At 56.0% G+C, this 16,740-nt stretch carries 15 protein-coding genes; 3 read left to right on the top strand and 12 right to left on the bottom strand.

The annotated features are described in order from the left end of the window. Positions 1 to 48 precede the first annotated feature (48 nt). The 3 genes from ABNS66_RS04695 to ABNS66_RS04685 are packed head-to-tail and all read left to right on the top strand — an operon-like array spanning position 49 to position 1,785. Positions 49 to 927, top strand: coding sequence for an A24 family peptidase (locus tag ABNS66_RS04695; protein WP_286838434.1), 879 nt, complete (start codon positions 49 to 51; stop codon positions 925 to 927). 19 nt (positions 928 to 946) lie between these two features. Further along, positions 947 to 1,561 (top strand): dephospho-CoA kinase, encoded by a 615-nt coding sequence (gene coaE / locus ABNS66_RS04690; protein WP_286838432.1) that lies wholly within the window; start codon positions 947 to 949, stop codon positions 1,559 to 1,561. Further along, positions 1,558 to 1,785: a DNA gyrase inhibitor YacG gene (locus tag ABNS66_RS04685; protein ID WP_348655233.1), complete on the top strand. Its 228-nt coding sequence runs from the start codon at positions 1,558 to 1,560 to the stop codon at positions 1,783 to 1,785. The genes coaE and ABNS66_RS04685 overlap by 4 nt, the downstream gene beginning before the upstream one ends. Positions 1,786 to 1,799: 14 nt before the next feature. Here ABNS66_RS04685 and mutT read toward each other — a convergent pair whose 3' ends face one another. From mutT to murD, 12 genes are all read right to left on the bottom strand, one after another. Further along, positions 1,800 to 2,201, bottom strand: coding sequence for an 8-oxo-dGTP diphosphatase MutT (mutT, locus tag ABNS66_RS04680; RefSeq protein ID WP_204997312.1), 402 nt, complete (start codon positions 2,199 to 2,201; stop codon positions 1,800 to 1,802). After that, on the bottom strand, positions 2,201 to 3,418 hold the full coding sequence (gene argJ / locus ABNS66_RS04675) for a bifunctional glutamate N-acetyltransferase/amino-acid acetyltransferase ArgJ (RefSeq protein WP_286693874.1): 1,218 nt from the start codon (positions 3,416 to 3,418) through the stop codon (positions 2,201 to 2,203). Before argJ ends, mutT begins: the two co-directional genes overlap by 1 nt. A 45-nt stretch (positions 3,419 to 3,463) precedes the next feature. Next, entirely contained in the window at positions 3,464 to 6,208 is a 2,745-nt protein-coding gene (secA, locus tag ABNS66_RS04670) for a preprotein translocase subunit SecA (protein WP_286838430.1), read from the bottom strand. 266 nt (positions 6,209 to 6,474) lie between these two features. Then, a complete protein-coding gene (lpxC, locus tag ABNS66_RS04665; RefSeq protein ID WP_286838427.1) occupies positions 6,475 to 7,389 on the bottom strand; it encodes a UDP-3-O-acyl-N-acetylglucosamine deacetylase in 915 nt (304 codons plus the stop codon). Between the two features lie 90 nt (positions 7,390 to 7,479). Beyond that, positions 7,480 to 8,637, bottom strand: coding sequence for a cell division protein FtsZ (ftsZ, locus tag ABNS66_RS04660; protein ID WP_204997310.1), 1,158 nt, complete (start codon positions 8,635 to 8,637; stop codon positions 7,480 to 7,482). Between the two features lie 97 nt (positions 8,638 to 8,734). Continuing rightward, positions 8,735 to 9,964 carry a cell division protein FtsA gene (gene ftsA, locus ABNS66_RS04655; RefSeq protein ID WP_204997309.1) on the bottom strand — a complete coding sequence of 410 codons (1,230 nt, stop codon included), beginning with the start codon at positions 9,962 to 9,964 and terminating at the stop codon, positions 8,735 to 8,737. Positions 9,965 to 10,048: 84 nt separating this feature from the next. Beyond that, positions 10,049 to 10,828, bottom strand: a complete 780-nt coding sequence (locus tag ABNS66_RS04650; RefSeq protein WP_286693872.1) for a cell division protein FtsQ/DivIB — start codon at positions 10,826 to 10,828, stop codon at positions 10,049 to 10,051. Continuing rightward, on the bottom strand, positions 10,818 to 11,771 hold the full coding sequence (locus ABNS66_RS04645) for a D-alanine--D-alanine ligase (protein ID WP_286838424.1): 954 nt from the start codon (positions 11,769 to 11,771) through the stop codon (positions 10,818 to 10,820). The genes ABNS66_RS04650 and ABNS66_RS04645 overlap by 11 nt, the downstream gene beginning before the upstream one ends. 3 nt (positions 11,772 to 11,774) lie before the next feature. Next, positions 11,775 to 13,193: a UDP-N-acetylmuramate--L-alanine ligase gene (gene murC / locus ABNS66_RS04640; RefSeq protein WP_286838422.1), complete on the bottom strand. Its 1,419-nt coding sequence runs from the start codon at positions 13,191 to 13,193 to the stop codon at positions 11,775 to 11,777. After that, a complete protein-coding gene (murG, locus tag ABNS66_RS04635; RefSeq protein ID WP_286838420.1) occupies positions 13,183 to 14,268 on the bottom strand; it encodes an undecaprenyldiphospho-muramoylpentapeptide beta-N-acetylglucosaminyltransferase in 1,086 nt (361 codons plus the stop codon). The genes murC and murG overlap by 11 nt, the downstream gene beginning before the upstream one ends. Next, positions 14,258 to 15,397: a putative lipid II flippase FtsW gene (ftsW, locus tag ABNS66_RS04630; protein ID WP_286693868.1), complete on the bottom strand. Its 1,140-nt coding sequence runs from the start codon at positions 15,395 to 15,397 to the stop codon at positions 14,258 to 14,260. Before ftsW ends, murG begins: the two co-directional genes overlap by 11 nt. Further along, the gene (gene murD / locus ABNS66_RS04625; protein WP_286838418.1) at positions 15,390 to 16,736 is read right to left on the bottom strand and encodes a UDP-N-acetylmuramoyl-L-alanine--D-glutamate ligase; all 1,347 of its coding nucleotides are present in this window, start codon (positions 16,734 to 16,736) and stop codon (positions 15,390 to 15,392) included. The genes ftsW and murD overlap by 8 nt, the downstream gene beginning before the upstream one ends. Positions 16,737 to 16,740 lie beyond the last annotated feature (4 nt).

The raw sequence follows: 16,740 nt of genomic DNA, 5'->3' as shown, positions 1-16,740 counted from the left end.
TCAAGCGCCGCTAGCCAACATTGCGCGGCGCAACGCTAGGTTTTATTCATGTCTACCCTGAGCTATTTACACTCCAACCCAGCGCTAAGCATGGCGCTGCTCGCCGTCTTTAGCCTATTGTTTGGCAGTTTTTTTAACGTTGTTATTTACCGTTTACCCAAAATGATGGAGGCGCGCTGGAAGCAGGAGTGCAGGCTCATTCTGGAGCAGGACGGGACGGATTCGCAGGAACACTTTACGCTGTCTTACCCCCATTCGCACTGCCCCCATTGCCACGCCCCCGTGAGAGCCTGGCAGAATATCCCTCTTATCAGCTTCATACTTTTACGCGGTCGCTGCGCCAACTGTAAAGCGGGAATCGGCTTGCGTTATCCCGCGATAGAACTCGCAACGGCCATCCTCGCCGTCTTTGCCGCCGTTCAGTTCGGTATGTCCTGGCACACCGCAGCCGTCATTGTCTTCAGTTGGCTGCTGCTGGTGATGAGCATGATAGATATCGACCACAAACTCCTGCCAGACAGCTTGACCCTGCCACTGCTCTGGCTCGGCCTGGCGTACAACGCCTTGAGTGGGACCGTGCCGCTTCAGGACGCCGTTTGGGGCGCGATCTTTGGCTATTTGTCTCTGTGGTCGGTTTACTGGCTGTTTAAGCTGGCAACAGGCAAAGAGGGGATGGGCTACGGCGACTTTAAGCTACTGGCCGCCCTCGGTGCCTGGCTCGGTTGGCAGATGCTGCCGGTTATCATTTTGCTGTCATCGGTAGTCGGCGCGGTGCTCGGCGGCATGCTGCTGGCGATCAAAGGTCGGGACAATGCCGGCACCATTCCCTTTGGCCCCTACCTTGCGATGGCAGGCTGGATCGCCTTATTTTGGGGCCCTGCCTTATTGAACGGCTATCTGACGTTCGCCGGGCTACCACCGCTTTGATAAACACGGAATTTCGATTGTGAGCAACTTCATTGTAGGACTCAGTGGCGGCATTGGCAGCGGTAAAACCGCCGTGTCGGACCGCTTTGCAACGCGCGGCATTACCGTCGTGGACGCAGACGTGATAGCCCGCCAGGTCGTTGAACCAGGAAGCGACGCATTAAAGGCTATTCAACAGCATTTTGGTGATGCGATTGTGGATGCAAACGGGGAACTCCGGCGCGCGGAGTTGAGAAAACGAATATTCAGCAATGCCGAAGACAAGCAGTGGTTAGAGGCACTCCTGCACCCGCTAATTGCCACCGAGACGCTAAACCAGCTTGAGCAAGCCAAAGGCGCTTACGTCATTTACGTTTCGCCATTACTGGTAGAGGGTGGGCAGAAGGCGCTTTGTGACCGCCTATTAGTGATCGATGTTCCGGAGTCCATCCAGGTTGCTCGCACAATGACGCGTGATGACAATGACCGGGCCCAAGTAGAGCGGATTATGGCCAGCCAGGCCAGCCGCCAACAACGGTTGGATGCCGCCGATGATGTGGTTGATAATAGTGGCGATATCGAACAATTGGATGTAAAAGTGGAAACACTGCACCAGCAGTACTTGGCCTATGCCGAGGAGAAAAAAGCGCAGTGAGCACAGCAAACAAGCCCACGACACTTAGCACCATCGTGCCCTGCCCAAACTGTGGCGCAAAATTAAAATGGGACAGCGGCAACCCTTACCGCCCATTTTGCAGCGAGAACTGCAAAAATCAGGATTTTGTCGCTTGGTCAAACGAGGAACACCATATTCCGGGGCAACCCGATTATGAAGATATTCTGAGTGGCGACTTAAACGACGACTACAAGCCGCGCTGATTGGCGAGTGCCTGTTAACCTGCACTCGCCATTATGGCATCGATAATCGCGCGATTTGCTTCGGGAAAGGGGTACTGACTTAAGTTCTGCGGTGCAACCCACATTAGGGGCTGCCCCTCTCGGCCCTCTGGCTGGCCGCGAAACCCTCTGACCCAGCACACATCTAAACAAACTTGTTTATCCCCGTAGTCGTGCTCGATCTTGAGCAGCGGCGAGCACTGCTCAGGCACAAGACTAATCCCTATTTCTTCTTGCAGCTCCCGCTCTAACGCCTCAACCAGAGATTCGCCGCTTTCCACCTTGCCTCCGGGGAACTCCCACAGGCCCCCTTGATGGCGGTCTGCAGAGCGCTTGGCAATCAGGATATTGTGCTGGTCATCGCAGATAACACCCACTGCAACGTGCACGACCGCCACTAGCTGCGGTACTCCGCGTTAATCTTGACGTAGTCATAAGAAAAATCGGTGGTCCACACCGTCTCCCGCGCATTGCCGCGACCGAGATCAATGCGGATAGCAATCTCGTCTTTCTTCATCACGGCAGCACCAGCCTCTTCAGTGTAAGAGGCCGCACGGCCACCGCGCTCGGCAATCAACACCTCGTCAAGGTGAACCCTGACATCTTCAACCGTTAGGCGTTCGACACCTGCGCGCCCGATGGCCGCAAGGATACGCCCCCAGTTGGGGTCGCTGGCAAACAAGGCAGTTTTCACCAGAGGAGATTCGGCAACTGTGTAGGCCACTTTTAGCGCCTCGTCAGACGTCCGCGCCCCACTCACCGCCACTTCTACAAACTTGGTAGCGCCTTCACCATCGCGCACAATGGCGTGCGCCAACTCCAGAAAAACCTCATCCAACAGCGCTTGCAAGGCGGCCAACAATTCCGGCGTTTGCTCAGTCACTTCCAGCCCCGACTCGCCGCTGGCGATCAGCATGCAAGCGTCATTCGTCGAAGTATCGCCATCAACCGTGATGCGGTTAAACGAGCCATTAGCACAGCGCGTGACCATGGACTGAAGCAGGCCCGGTTCAATGCGTGCATCGCAGGCTACATAGCCAAGCATCGTCGCCATATTCGGCTTGATCATGCCGGCACCCTTGGAGATACCGGTGATCGTAATCGTGCTGCCTTGCCATTCTAATTGACGCGAGCAGGCCTTTGGACGCGTGTCCGTCGTCATGATACCGCTGGCCGCCGCCGCCCAGTTATCCTCTGATAGGTCAGACAAGGCATCGGGCAACGCCGTCAGTATTTTATCAACCGGCAGAGACTCGCCGATCACACCTGTTGAGAATGGCAACACCTGCTCGGGGGATACCGATGTCAGCTCAGCCAAGGCCTCACAGCAGCGCTTAGCATCGCGCATGCCCTGCTCACCGGTGCCTGCATTTGCATTGCCGGTATTCACCAGAAGGTAACGGCTCTCAGCACCAGCAATATGAGACTTGGCCACCGTTACCGGCGCAGCACAAAATGCATTCTGCGTGAACACGCCGGCAACACTGCTGCCCGGCGCCAATTCGAAAACCACAATATCTTTACGGCCGACTTTCTTGATACCCGCACTGGCAATACCAAGACGCACACCTGGCACGGTGTGCAAATGCCCAAATTTCCCCGAACCCACTGCCATCACTGTTTCCTATTTTGACTGTCTGCCCTTCAACAAGGCTAAGGGTTAGTCCAACTTACCGTGGCACTGTTTGTATTTTTTGCCTGAACCACAGGGACAGGGCTCATTGCGCCCAACCTTACGTCCCTCTCGAACAAAGGTCTCGGGGGTTTTTGGCGTGTCGCTGGGCTCATCTTGCAGCCCCTCATCGTCCAGCGCAGAGCTTTCCGCGTGCTGGAATTCCATCGCGCGCTTTGCCTGTTCTTCGCGGCGCTGCTGCTCAAGTGCTTCAGCGCTCTCATCTTGCTGCAGCTGCAAATGCGACAGGAAGCGCACAACCTCGTGCTTTAAGCTCTCCAACATTTGCTGGAATAACTCGAAGGCCTCGCGCTTGTATTCCTGCTTTGGGTTCTTCTGCGCAAAAGCGCGCAGATGAATACCCTGACGAAGGTGATCCATCGTTGCCAGATGCTCTTTCCACAGGGTATCGAGCACTTGCAGCATAATGTGGCGCTCAATTTTGCGCATGTCCGGCCCAACTTGCGCGCACTTGCTGGCATAGGCAGCGTCGACGGCGTCGATAATACGCTGACGAACGCCCTCTTCCTGCAGCTTTTTGTCTTCATCCAGCCACTGCGCAATCGGCAACTTCACACCGAAGTCCGCTTCGATACGGCGCTCCAAGCCCGCAACATCCCACTGCTCGACCATGCTCTGCATAGGGATATACTCGCTGACGACATCTTGCACCACGTCGTTGCGAACAGCCGATAGCATCTCGCTAATGTCGTCTGACTCCAGCAGCTCATTGCGCTGCTGGTAGATAATTTGCCGCTGGTCATTGGCAACATCATCGTATTCCAGCAATTGCTTGCGAATATCGAAGTTGCGTCCCTCTACCTTGCGCTGCGCTTTCTCAATGGCGTTTGAAACCATGCGATGCTCAATGGCTTCGCCTTTCTCCAGGCCCAATGCCTGCATAATGCCGCGAACCCGATCCGAGGCAAAAATACGCATCAGGTTGTCTTCCAGAGACAAGTAAAACCGCGATAGACCCGGGTCGCCCTGGCGCCCCGCACGACCGCGAAGCTGGTTGTCGATACGGCGAGACTCGTGACGTTCTGTGCCGATAATATGTAAACCACCCGCTTGAATCACCTGCTCATGGCGCAGTTTCCAAGCCTCACGAAGCTCACTGATCACAGCGTCTGAGGGCGAATCGAGCTGTTCAATTTCTGCATCGACGCTGCCGCCGAGTACAATATCGGTGCCTCGACCCGCCATGTTGGTGGCAATCGTTACCACGCCGGGGCGCCCCGCCTGAGCAATAATTTCTGCTTCTTGCTCGTGATACTTCGCGTTCAGCACTTTGTGAGGGATTGCCGCTTGCTTGAAGCGCTTGGACATTTCCTCAGACGTTTCAATCGAGGCAGTACCCACCAGAACCGGGGCGCCCGTTTCGACAATGCCCTTAACGTCTTCAACAATGGCGTCGTACTTTTCTTCTTTGCTCAGGTATACAAGGTCATTCAAATCGCGACGCGCATTGGGCTTATTGGTGGGAATGACCACCACGTCCAAACCGTAGATCTGCTTAAATTCGAAGGCTTCGGTGTCTGCCGTGCCCGTCATACCGGCGAGCTTGTTAAACAAGCGGAAATAATTCTGGAAGGTTGTCGACGCCAGCGTTTGGCTCTCAGCTTGAACAGTGACCCCTTCCTTTGCTTCGATCGCTTGGTGCAAGCCCTCAGACAGGCGTCGCCCTGGCATTGTCCGGCCAGTATGTTCATCGATCAACACAACCTGGTCATTTTGAACGATGTATTCCACGTTGTTGTTAAACAGCACGTGGGCACGAAGCGCCGAATTAACATGGTGCAGGAGGCTAAGATTGCTAGCCGAATACAGGCTGTCGCCCTCCTCCAACAGGCCGGCCTGGATCAACAGATCTTCAACCAGTTGGTGGCCTGCCTCGTTGAGCTCCACCTGACGCATTTTCTCGTCAACGGTGTAATGGCCTTCTGCCGCTTCAACACCCGCTTGTGGCTCGCCTTCACTCTCTGGCACGGGCTGCAGCTGGGGAATAAAACGGTTTATCTGTTTATAAAGGGCTGAGCTGTCTTGCGCCGGCCCAGAAATTATCAGCGGCGTTCTCGCCTCGTCGATCAGGATCGAGTCGACCTCATCGACAATGGCAAAATTCAATTCGCGCTGATAACGGTCCTCAATCGCGAAGGCCATATTGTCGCGCAGATAGTCGAAACCAAATTCATTATTGGTGCCGTAGGTGATATCCGACTCATAAGCGGCGCGCTTCTCTTCCGCACCCTGCCCAGAGCGAATGATACCCACACTTAAGCCGAGAAATTCGTAGAGTGGCCGCATCCAGTTGGCATCACGCTGGGCGAGATAATCGTTCACGGTAACAACGAACACGCCCTTGCCTGCAAGCGCGTTAAGATAGACCGGCAATGTCGCCACAAGCGTTTTACCCTCACCCGTGCGCATCTCCGCAATACGGCCCTCGTGCATGGTGATACCACCGATCAACTGCACATCAAAGTGACGCATACCGAGCACCCGCCGGCCAGCCTCTCGGGCCACCGCAAACGCTTCCGGCAAGAGCTGATCCAAGGACTCGCCGGCACTCAATCGCTGGCGAAATTCACCGGTTTTGGCCTGGAGCGAGGCATCGTCTAAAGCGGTTAGCTCCTGTTCCATGGCGGATATACGTGCAACAACTTTTCGCATGCGTTTCAGCTCGCGATCATTCTTGCTTCCAAATACCTTTTTGACTACGGATGTGATCATGATGAGTCGTTGCTTTCCCGGGGAATATGAGTTCCTGCGTGCTAGGGCCTGTGAACCCTAATGGCAGCGCCACGCTAAACTACGTCAATGAGGGCCAGATGACAAAAATTCAAGGGCGTATCGGTGAAGATCACTGCGACCGACACCCAGCAAGTGGGCGCGAGCAGGAGCTGTGCGAGCACTGCGCTACCGGGTGGCAATATCGCATAGATGAGAAAAGATTGCCATTCCCGGCGGCCGTTGCTCGCGCCGGAAATGGCCAGAAATTACGCGTTAACTGCAGCCGCAGCGGCATAGGTGATGGGGGCGTCGGCGGGGTCTTCAAAGGTCACCCACTCCCAGGCGTCAGTCTCTTTGATGAGTTTGCGAAGCGAGGCATTATTTAAGCCGTGGCCAGACTTAAACGCCTTGAACTCACCGATAAGGCTGGTACCCAGGAGGTAGAGGTCACCAATAGCATCGAGCACTTTGTGTTTCACGAATTCGTCTTCATAGCGAAGGCCGTCTTCGTTCAAAATACGGTACTCGTCCACCACGATGGCATTGTCGACACTGCCGCCCTGGGCTAGACCCTTGGAGCGCAGGTATTCGATTTCATGCATAAACCCAAATGTGCGAGCGCGGCTCACCTCTTTAACAAAAGAGGTGCTGGAAAAATCCAACTCAGCGTGCCCTGTCCGATCCCTGAAAACAGGGTGATCAAAGTCGATCGTGAAAGAAACTTTAAAGCCGTCAAAAGGGAGAAAACTCGCGACTTTATCGCCGTCTTTCACGGTAACTGGACGTTTAATACGGATGAACTTTTTGGGCGCGCCCTGCTCTTCGATTCCCGCAGACTGAATCAAAAACACGAACGGACCCGCACTGCCATCCATAATGGGCACTTCTGAGGAGCTCAGCTCCACGTAGGCGTTGTCGATACCTAACCCTGCCATCGCTGACAGCAGGTGCTCTACGGTCGACACGCGAACATCACCATTAACCAACGTTGTGGAGAGCGTTGTATCACCGACATTCTCTGCGTGAGCATGAATCTCGACAACGGGGTTCAGGTCCGTTCGCCGGAAGATCACACCCGTATCAACGGGCGCTGGCTTCAGGGTCAAAAAGACTTTTTCCCCAGTATGCAAACCTATCCCGGTCGCCCGGATGGTATTGCGCAATGTTCGTTGTCTGATCATTTTCTATACTCTTTTAAAGACGCAAAGACGCCATCGCACGCTACGCCGACCTAAGGTCGGCGGCGCCCGCGCGACTAACGCTGCTGCGTATCAGTCTGCCTGACGGCGCAAGAACGCTGGAATATCCAGGTATTCCATATCCTTGTCTTCAACGACAGGCGCCGCCGCAACCGCTTCGCGCGCTGCCGCCGCTTGTTGATTACGCATAATGGTTGGGCGGTCCAACTTGCGGTAGTCACTCGCACGCTCAACAGGTTTATTTTCAACGGCTTTCAAGGGCACTTCTTGTGCCACACCGTCCAAGCCTGTCGCCACCACAGTAACCCGCAGCTCTTCGCTCATTTCTGGGTCGATAACCGTACCAACCACCACGGTTGCGTCCTCGGACGCGAATTCCTTGATAGTATCCCCGACATCGCTGAACTCGCCTAGGGAGAGGTCCAATCCTGCGGTAATATTAACCAAAATGCCCCGCGCCCCTTCCAAATTCACGTCTTCTAGGAGTGGGCTGCGAATCGCCGCTTCAGCCGCTTCACAGGCGCGATTTTCACCGCGAGCGATACCGCTACCCATCATCGCCATACCCATTTCTGACATCACTGTGCGCACGTCAGCAAAGTCGACGTTAATCATACCCGGGCGGATAATCAGGTCGGCAATACCCTGTACAGCGCCAAGTAATACGTCGTTAGCAGCTTTAAAAGCGTCGAGCAGACTGGTGTTTTTACCCAGCACTGGCAGCAGCTTTTCATTGGGGATAGTGATCAGCGAATCCACATGCTGACGCAGTTCTTTCATTCCCGCTTCGGCAACGGTTAAGCGCTTTTTACCTTCAAACGGGAAGGGCTTAGTCACGACTGCAACGGTAAGAATACCCAGCTCTTTCGCCACTTCAGCAACCACTGGCGCACCGCCGGTACCCGTGCCGCCGCCCATACCCGCGGTGATGAACACCATATCAGCACCTTCCAGCGCCTCGGCGATGCGATCGCGGTCTTCCATGGCGGCCTGACGACCCACTTCTGGATTCGCGCCAGCACCCAAGCCCTTGGTAATCGTTGTGCCCAACTGCAGCACAGTTTTAGACATGACGTCGGTTAGCGCCTGCGCATCGGTATTCGCGCAGATGAAATCTACGCCGTCTACCGAGTTAGCGATCATGTGCTTAACGGCATTACCGCCGCCACCACCGACACCAACAACCTTAATCACAGCGTTCTGAGGAACGTTATCTACGAGTTCAAACATGGTCTTTCTCCCTTTTACAATATTGGCCGTGCTGCCAAACACGACCCGTTACTACTTCGTTATCATCTGCGGCAACATCGGCGCCGCTGCAGATTCGTTAAAAATTGTTTTGAAACCAGCTCTTGAGCCGCGATACGAAACCGTCTTGGCGTACGCGGCCATGACCACCACTTTCGGTTTGATGCTTAATGCCGTAGTGCAGCAGGCCCACGCTGGTTGCATAGATCGGGTTGCGCACAATGTCGTTCAAACCGCGAACATCCTGCGGTGAGCCAATGCGCACCGGCATGTGGAAAATTTCCTCGGCAAGCTCAACAACCCCTTCCATTTTGGAGGTGCCACCGGTCAGCACGATGCCGGCCGCGCACAAATCCTCGTAGCCGCTGCGTCGCAGCTCCGCCTGTACCAAGGTGAACAACTCGTCGTAGCGGGGCTCGACGACTTCTGCCAGCGCCTGACGCGACAACTCACGCGGCGCCCGCTCGCCAACGCTGGGAACCTTGATCGTCTCGCCCTCACCGGCAAGCTGGGTTAAGGCACAGGCGTATTTAATTTTGATCTCTTCGGCGTACTGGGTCGGTGTGCGCAACGCCATCGCAATGTCATTGGTCACCTGGTCGCCAGCAATGGGAATCACACCCGTATGGCGAATGGCACCGTCGGTAAAGATGGCGATATCGCTGGTGCCACCGCCAATGTCGACCAGACAAACCCCCAGCTCTTTTTCGTCGTCAGTCAGCACGGAATAGCTCGATGCCAGCTGCTCCAGAATGACGTCTTCAACCTCCAGCCCACAGCGACGAATACACTTCTCAATGTTTTGGATGGCATTCACCGCACAGGTAACTAAGTGCACCTTTGCCTCTAGCCGAACCCCCGACATCCCGAGCGGTTCTTTGATGCCTTCCTGCTCATCGATAACGAATTCCTGCGGCAGGATATGCAGCACCTTTTGATCAGCCGGGATCGCTACCGCCTGCGCGGCATCGATAACGCGATCCAGATCCAGCTGGAAGACCTCGCGATCGCGGATGGCGACAATACCGTGGGAATTCAGGCTGCGAATATGATTGCCAGCAATCCCGACATACACACTGTGGATCTCGCAACCCGCCATCAGCTCAGCCTCTTCGATGGCCCGCTGGATGGATTGCACGGTGGACTCGATATTCACCACCACGCCTTTCTTTAAGCCGCGCGATGGGTGAGAGCCAATGCCAACGATCTCCAGTTTGTCTTCGTCGTTAATGGCGCCGACAATCGCCACGACTTTCGACGTGCCAATATCGAGGCCGACAACCATTCTTCCGGCATTTGAACTAGACATAGCTGCACTTCCCCCAAGCTCTGCACGGCGCATAGTGTGAGCGTGCATTGCCGCTAACTATTTTTCCTAACGCACTGTGCATGTTTATCCCTTATCACTGTGTTGAGTCCGCGCAACCGCGAGACCATTTATGTAGCGCATATCAACCCGCGCAACGGTGGCGAAATCTGCCGCTAAATACTTGCGGTAAACCCACAGAAATCGCCGTAATTTTTCCAGTGGCTCCTGGCGCCCCAACACCAGCTCCACATTCTCGTCGATGCGGGCGGTCCAGCTGCCTCGCGCATCCATTTCCAAGTGTTGTAAGGTGAGCTGTTCGTCACCCAGCAACTGACTCATCAACCGGTACTGCCGCATTATTTCTATCGCACTGCCCTTCGGGCCATCTAAGCGCGGCAAGTCTGCACCGTAATCACTGCCATCCTGAGGAACGAAAATCCGCCCTCGATGGTTAAGCAAACCGCCCCGTCCCCACACGGCTATCGGGGTTTCTTCAACAATGGTGATCTTCAATTCCCGCGGCCAAAGCCGCTCCACCACTGCGCGATATACCCATGGCTCCTGCTCAAGTTCGGCCTGAATAGCCTCGAGGTCCAAGCCGATATATCCCACCGCTAACTGACCAGTAACCCGTTCAACCAACACATCGCGATCCACACGCTGCAAGTCACCGGCAAACACCACCCGCTCCACCGGTATGGCATCCAACTTGGCGGACAGCCGCTCCACCCCGTAAACAAAGCCAAGCACAGCAACTAACAACAGCAGCCGGTTGGCTATTCGCCCCCACTCACGGCGATTGCCGCGCTTGCTGCGCTCTGTCTCTTTGCGCGAGCTTTTAAAGCGGTTTTGCTTAGCGGCCATTCGCGTCTGCCTCACCGGCGAGGCTGCTGTGCAGCACCCGCAGTACCAACTGCTCGAAATTCATGCCTGCTTGTTTAGCGGCCATTGGCACCAAACTGTGATCCGTCATCCCCGGTACGGTGTTGACTTCCAACAAGTAAAAACGGCCGTCTGCACCACGCATTACATCAACGCGCCCCCAACCTCGACAGCCAACCGCGTTGAAGGCCTTTAAAGCGAGGTCACGCAACTCCGCCTCATCGTGATCGTTCAGTCCCGCTGGGCAGTGATAGCGGGTGCTATCCGACAAATACTTGGCATTGAAGTCGTAAAACGCCGCATCAGTTTCCAAACGAATCGCAGGCAAGGCCTCGCCATCGAGTATCGCCACGGTATATTCACCACCGCTTACCCACTGCTCAGCGAACACCCGCCCATAGGGTTTTGCGGCAAGCCACGCCTGCTCTAATTCGCTGGCATTACACGCCTTCGACATGCCAATACTCGAGCCTTCACAGGCGGGCTTTACAATGGCCTCACCCAATTCGTTGGCGATCGCCGACCAATTGCTGCGCTCGTCCAATTCCACAAACTTCGGCGTGCTAAGCCCGCAGCCCAGCCACAATAATTTGCAGCGCAACTTGTCCATTGCCAGCGCAGAGGCCATGACGCCGCTGCCCGTGTAACGCACACCCAGGCACTCCAGTGCGCCCTGAACGGTGCCATCCTCGCCACCGGGGCCATGTAGCGCCAAAAAACAGTTAGAGAACGCCGCAAGCTCACTCATCCAACCATCGCCAGCGGTATCAATCTTAGTGACCGCCAAACCTTGTGCGGCTAGCGCGTCAGCAACGGCCGCGCCACTGCGCAGCGAGACTTCACGCTCCGCGCTGTTGCCACCCAGCAGCACAGCGACTCTGCCGTCTGTCGCCTGCACAATGTCGTTGAGCACTACTTTCGTCATTACTTATGTCCAATCCTGGTTGGCCAGTTGCTGCGCAACGGCGCCGATATTGCCGGCACCTTGCGTCAACAGCACATCGCCGGGGCGCAAGTGAGGCTTGAGCTGTTCAAAAACGCGTTCCGGCCCATCGATAAACAGCGGTTCAAGCGCCCCCTGCAAGCGGATACTGCGGCACAGGCTGCGACTGTCGGCACCGGGGATCGGATTCTCACCGGCGGCATAAACATCCAACAACGCCAGCGCATCGGCGCTGCCCAGTACCTTGACGAAATCCTCGTAAAGATCGCGAGTACGGGTGTAGCGGTGAGGCTGATACAGCATCACTAGGCGCCGATCCGGCCACGCCTGACGCGCAGCGGCCAGAGTGGCGGCGACCTCGGTGGGGTGATGGCCGTAGTCATCGACCAACATAAAGCTGCCGTCGGCAAGTGCTTGTTCGCCATAACGCTGGAAGCGCCGCCCCACGCCCTGAAAGTTTGCAATGCCTCGACAGATGGCCTCGTCAGCCAAACGCTCGTCACTCGCCACCGCCACAGCCGCTGTGGCGTTGAGTACATTGTGAATACCGGGCTGCCCAATACACAGCGATAAGGCCTCGCCACTGCGCCGCGCAACGGTGAAATGGCTTTTCAGTCCGTCCTGCTTGACGTCTTGAATACGAAAATCCGCGTCCTCCGAAAAGCCATAGGTCAGCGTTTGGCGACCAATCTCAGGGAGCAACTCACGAATCACCGGGTCGTCGACGCAGACCACAGCCACACCGTAAAACGGCAGGTTGTGCAAAAACTCGATAAAGGTTTTCTTCAAACGGCCAAAATCGCCGTCGTAGGTATCCATGTGGTCGGCTTCAATATTGGTCACCACTGACACCATGGGCTGCAGATGCAAAAACGAGGCATCACTCTCATCGGCCTCGGCAACCAGGTAGCGGCTTTCGCCCAGCGCCGCATTGGTGCCCGCACTGTTTACCAACCCACCAATAACAAATGTCGGGTCCAGGCCCGCTTCGGCGAAAATGGAGGTAATCAGGCTGGTTGTCGTCGTTTTTCCATGGGTACCCGCAACTGCAATGCCGTGCCGATAACGCATCAGCTCGGCCAACATTTCCGCGCGAGGCACAACGGGAATACGCAATTCGCGCGCGGCAATAACTTCGGGGTTGTCGCTGTTCACCGCACTCGAGACAACCACAACATCGCAACCGGCAATGCGCTCACCCTCATGACCGAAAGCAATACTGGCGCCCAAGCGCTGCAGCCGCGCCGTGCTGGGCGATGCCTTTAAGTCCGAGCCAGAAACAACGTAACCCAGATTCAGCAATACCTCGGCGATACCGCACATTCCTGCGCCGCCAATACCCACGAAGTGAATGCGCTTCACGCGGCGCATCTCTGGAACGATGAAAGGATGCTTAGTGACCATCGGCATACTCCATACAGTAGTCCGCAGCCACCTCGGCAGCATCAGTTTTGGCCAGGGCCCGCGCCGATTGAGCTTGGTTCAGACGCAAGGCTGGCTGCGCCGCAAGGTCAGTTAAGCGTGCCGCCAAGACCTCGGGAGTCAGCTCTTTTTGGTCGAGGATTTCACCTGCCCCACCGTCGACAAACCACTGGGCATTGGCCCGCTGATGATCATCAATGGCATGCGGCAAGGGAATAAGAATGGCTGGCAAACCTGCCGCCGCAAGCTCGGCTACCGTCAGCGCCCCCGCCCGGCATATCACTACATCAGCCCAGCTGTAAGCCTCTGCCATATCATCAATAAAGGCGTCAGCGCGCACCTCGGCGCCGATGGCTTGGTAGGCCTCCCGCACCACACCCTCGTGAGCGCGACCAGTCTGATGCCACAGTTGCACCCCGGTGAGCCCTGACAGCAATGGCCACACATTGACCATGCAATCATTGATGGCCTTCGCGCCCAAGCTGCCTCCCAGTACAAGCACCCGTAAGCCTTGGTCACGGCCGGATAAACGCTGCTCCGGTGCAGCAATATTTGCGATTTCGGCACGCACGGGGTTACCGATATAGCAGCTTTTCGCACCGCCAAGTGCAATTGGGTAACCGGTCAGGCAGCGCCGCGCGAGCTTCGCCAACACCCGGTTAGTGGTGCCGGCGACGGCGTTTTGCTCGTGTATCAATACCGGGATACCCAGAATTTTTGCGGCCAATCCGCCAGGCCCAGAGGCGTAGCCCCCCAAACCAATAACGCAAAACGGCTCGATCTTTCGCAGCAGCCTCATGCTTTGCAGCACCGCAGTCCCCGCCTTAAACAAGGCAGCAATGCGAAAAATCGGGTTCTTACCGCGCACGCCCGCCATATTTAAACAATGCAAAGGAATATTCGCAGCGGGGACCAGGCGCGCCTCAATACCGGCAGCAGTGCCCAGCCAATGCACATCAACACCGCGCTCGGACAATACCCCGGCCACCGATAACGCCGGAAAAACATGCCCGCCGGTGCCGCCCGCCATAATAAGTACACAGGGTTTATCGGCCATGTTCCCCCCTGCATTCACGTTCTATACGCGCAACTAATGCCACCATGGCCATACACACCATCAAGCTGCTACCGCCGTAACTAAAGAAGGGCAGGGTCAGGCCCTTAGTCGGTAACAAGCCGGTATTCACTCCCATATTGATAAATGCCTGGGCGCTGATCATCATCGCTACACCGTAGGCAACGAACGCATGAAAACGCCTACTGGTAAGCTCCGCATGCCGCCCAATCGCCAAGATACGTCCCACCAACCCAACAAAGAGCCCCAGAATGACCAAGGTGCCGATAAACCCGAACTCCTCGGCAAAAATTGCGAACACAAAATCCGTGTGCGCTTCGGGAAGGTAAAACAGCTTCTGTACGCTGTTGCCAAAACCAACGCCCGTCAGCTCGCCACGACCGAAAGCAATCAATGACTGAGTGAGCTGATAGCCACTATTGAATTGGTCCGCCCAAGGATCGGTAAATGCTGTTAAACGTTTCATCCGATAGGGCTCAAAAATCACCAGCGCAACGGCGCCCGCAACGCAGCCAAGAATGACCAGTAAAAACTGACCAAGTTTCACGCCGCCCAAGAAAATCATGACAAAGGCAGTGCCAGCAGTTACCACCGTGGCACCAAAATCCGGCTCCAACATCAGTAACAGCGTCAGCGCAAATAGCACGGCCATCGGCTTGATAAACCCAGACCACCGTTCCTTCACTTCATCGCCGCGACGAACCAGATAGCCCGCCAAATAAAAGATGACAAAGAGCTTCACAAATTCCGAGGCCTGTAGCGTCAACGGCCCCACCGCCAACCAGCGGCGACTGCCGTTTACTTCACGCCCAACGCCCGGCACCAGCACCAGCGCCAACAACAAGAAGCCAATCAGCAACCACAACCAACCGGTTTTCTCCCAAAAATCGATGGGGGTGAGATACATCACCGCACTCAATGCCAGCGCCAACGTAAAATGCATGCCGTAGCGCTTAGCGAAGAAGAACGTGTCGCCATAGCGACTCGCGGCATGTTCTACCGATGCCGAGGTCATCGCGACAAAGCCCACTGCCAGCAATGCCAATAACAGCAGCTGCAAGTGCCGATCTATTTGCTGAACTTCCTGCCAAATCATCAGGGGCTTAACCATGGGCAAGCTCCCGCACAGCGGCACTAAACTGTTCGCCGCGATCGCTGTAGCTGCGGAACATGTCGAAACTTGCACAGGCCGGAGAGAGAAGTACAACGTCTCCAGTTTGAGCAAAGGCAAACGCGCCTTGCACAGCAGCAGCCATACTCTGCTCGCGTCGACAAGGTACGTGCTCTGCGAGACAGGCTTCGATCGCGGCGGCCGCCTCGCCAATCACCACTGCCGCTCGGCCGCTTCTGCGCATGGCTTCAGCCAGCGGCGAAAACTCCCCGCCCTTGGCCAAACCACCGGCAATCAATACGATTTTTCCACTCTCAGCTAAGCCTTCTATTGCCGAGACCGATGCCCCGACATTGGTGCCTTTCGAGTCATTGTAAAAACGCACGCCATCGATCTCTGCCACAAACTCACAGCGGTGCGGCAGACCCGAAAATTCTCGCAAGGCGTCAAGCATTACCGGTGTATCAATTCCTGCTGCGGCGCCTATGGCCAGTGCCGCCAATGCATTGCTCAGGTTATGGCGCCCCGCTATGCGCAATTCACTTGCCGCCATTAGCGGTTCGCGCGCCAGCGCCAAGTAGCGTCCGCCCGGCTGCTCCAAAACGCCAAAGCGCCGAAAATCTGAGTGGCCCAGCGAAAAGCTCCATACCTCGACATCGTCGGGCACCAGGGGCTGCGTGAGTGACTGGTCAGCATTGACAACGGCTTTTTTGCAGCCTTGAAAAATTCGGTGTTTCGCTTGGTGATAGTTGAGCATGGTGCCGTGGTGGTCTAAATGATCAGCACTGATATTCAGCACTGTCGCCACCTCTGCACCAAGCATTGCACAGCGCTCTAGCTGGAAGGACGAGAGCTCCAATACATACAGCTGGACATCGTCGTCCAACAATTCCAGCGCTGGCGTGCCCAGGTTCCCGCCGACCGCAACGCGAATGCCGGCCCGCTCAGCCATTAAGCCCACCAACGTGGTGACCGTACTTTTCCCATTCGATCCGGTTATTGCCACAATCGGCGCACTCGCCGCTTGGTGAAATAAATCAATGTCACCGCTGACGCGAATGCCCGCCGCCGAGGCCGCTGCAATCGCCGGCTCGCTCAACGGGATACCCGGGTTCACCAGCAATTCGCTGGCGCCGATAAACTGGTCTTCGGAGAAGGGGCCAAGCTGCAGCTCAACATCGGGGAACGCCTGGCGAAACGCATCGAGCCCTGCCGGTTGCTCTCGACTGTCGGCAACAGTGAAGGGCAAGCCACGCGCACTCAAATAGCGGGCAACAGAAAGCCCGGTGGCTCCGACCCCCACAATGACGCGTTTATTGTCCGACGCTATTACGCTCACCTTG

It is taken from the genome of uncultured Spongiibacter sp., assembly GCF_964011655.1.
Lineage (GTDB): Bacteria > Pseudomonadota > Gammaproteobacteria > Pseudomonadales > Spongiibacteraceae > Spongiibacter > Spongiibacter marinus.
This window is presented reverse-complemented; position numbering and strand designations above follow the sequence as displayed.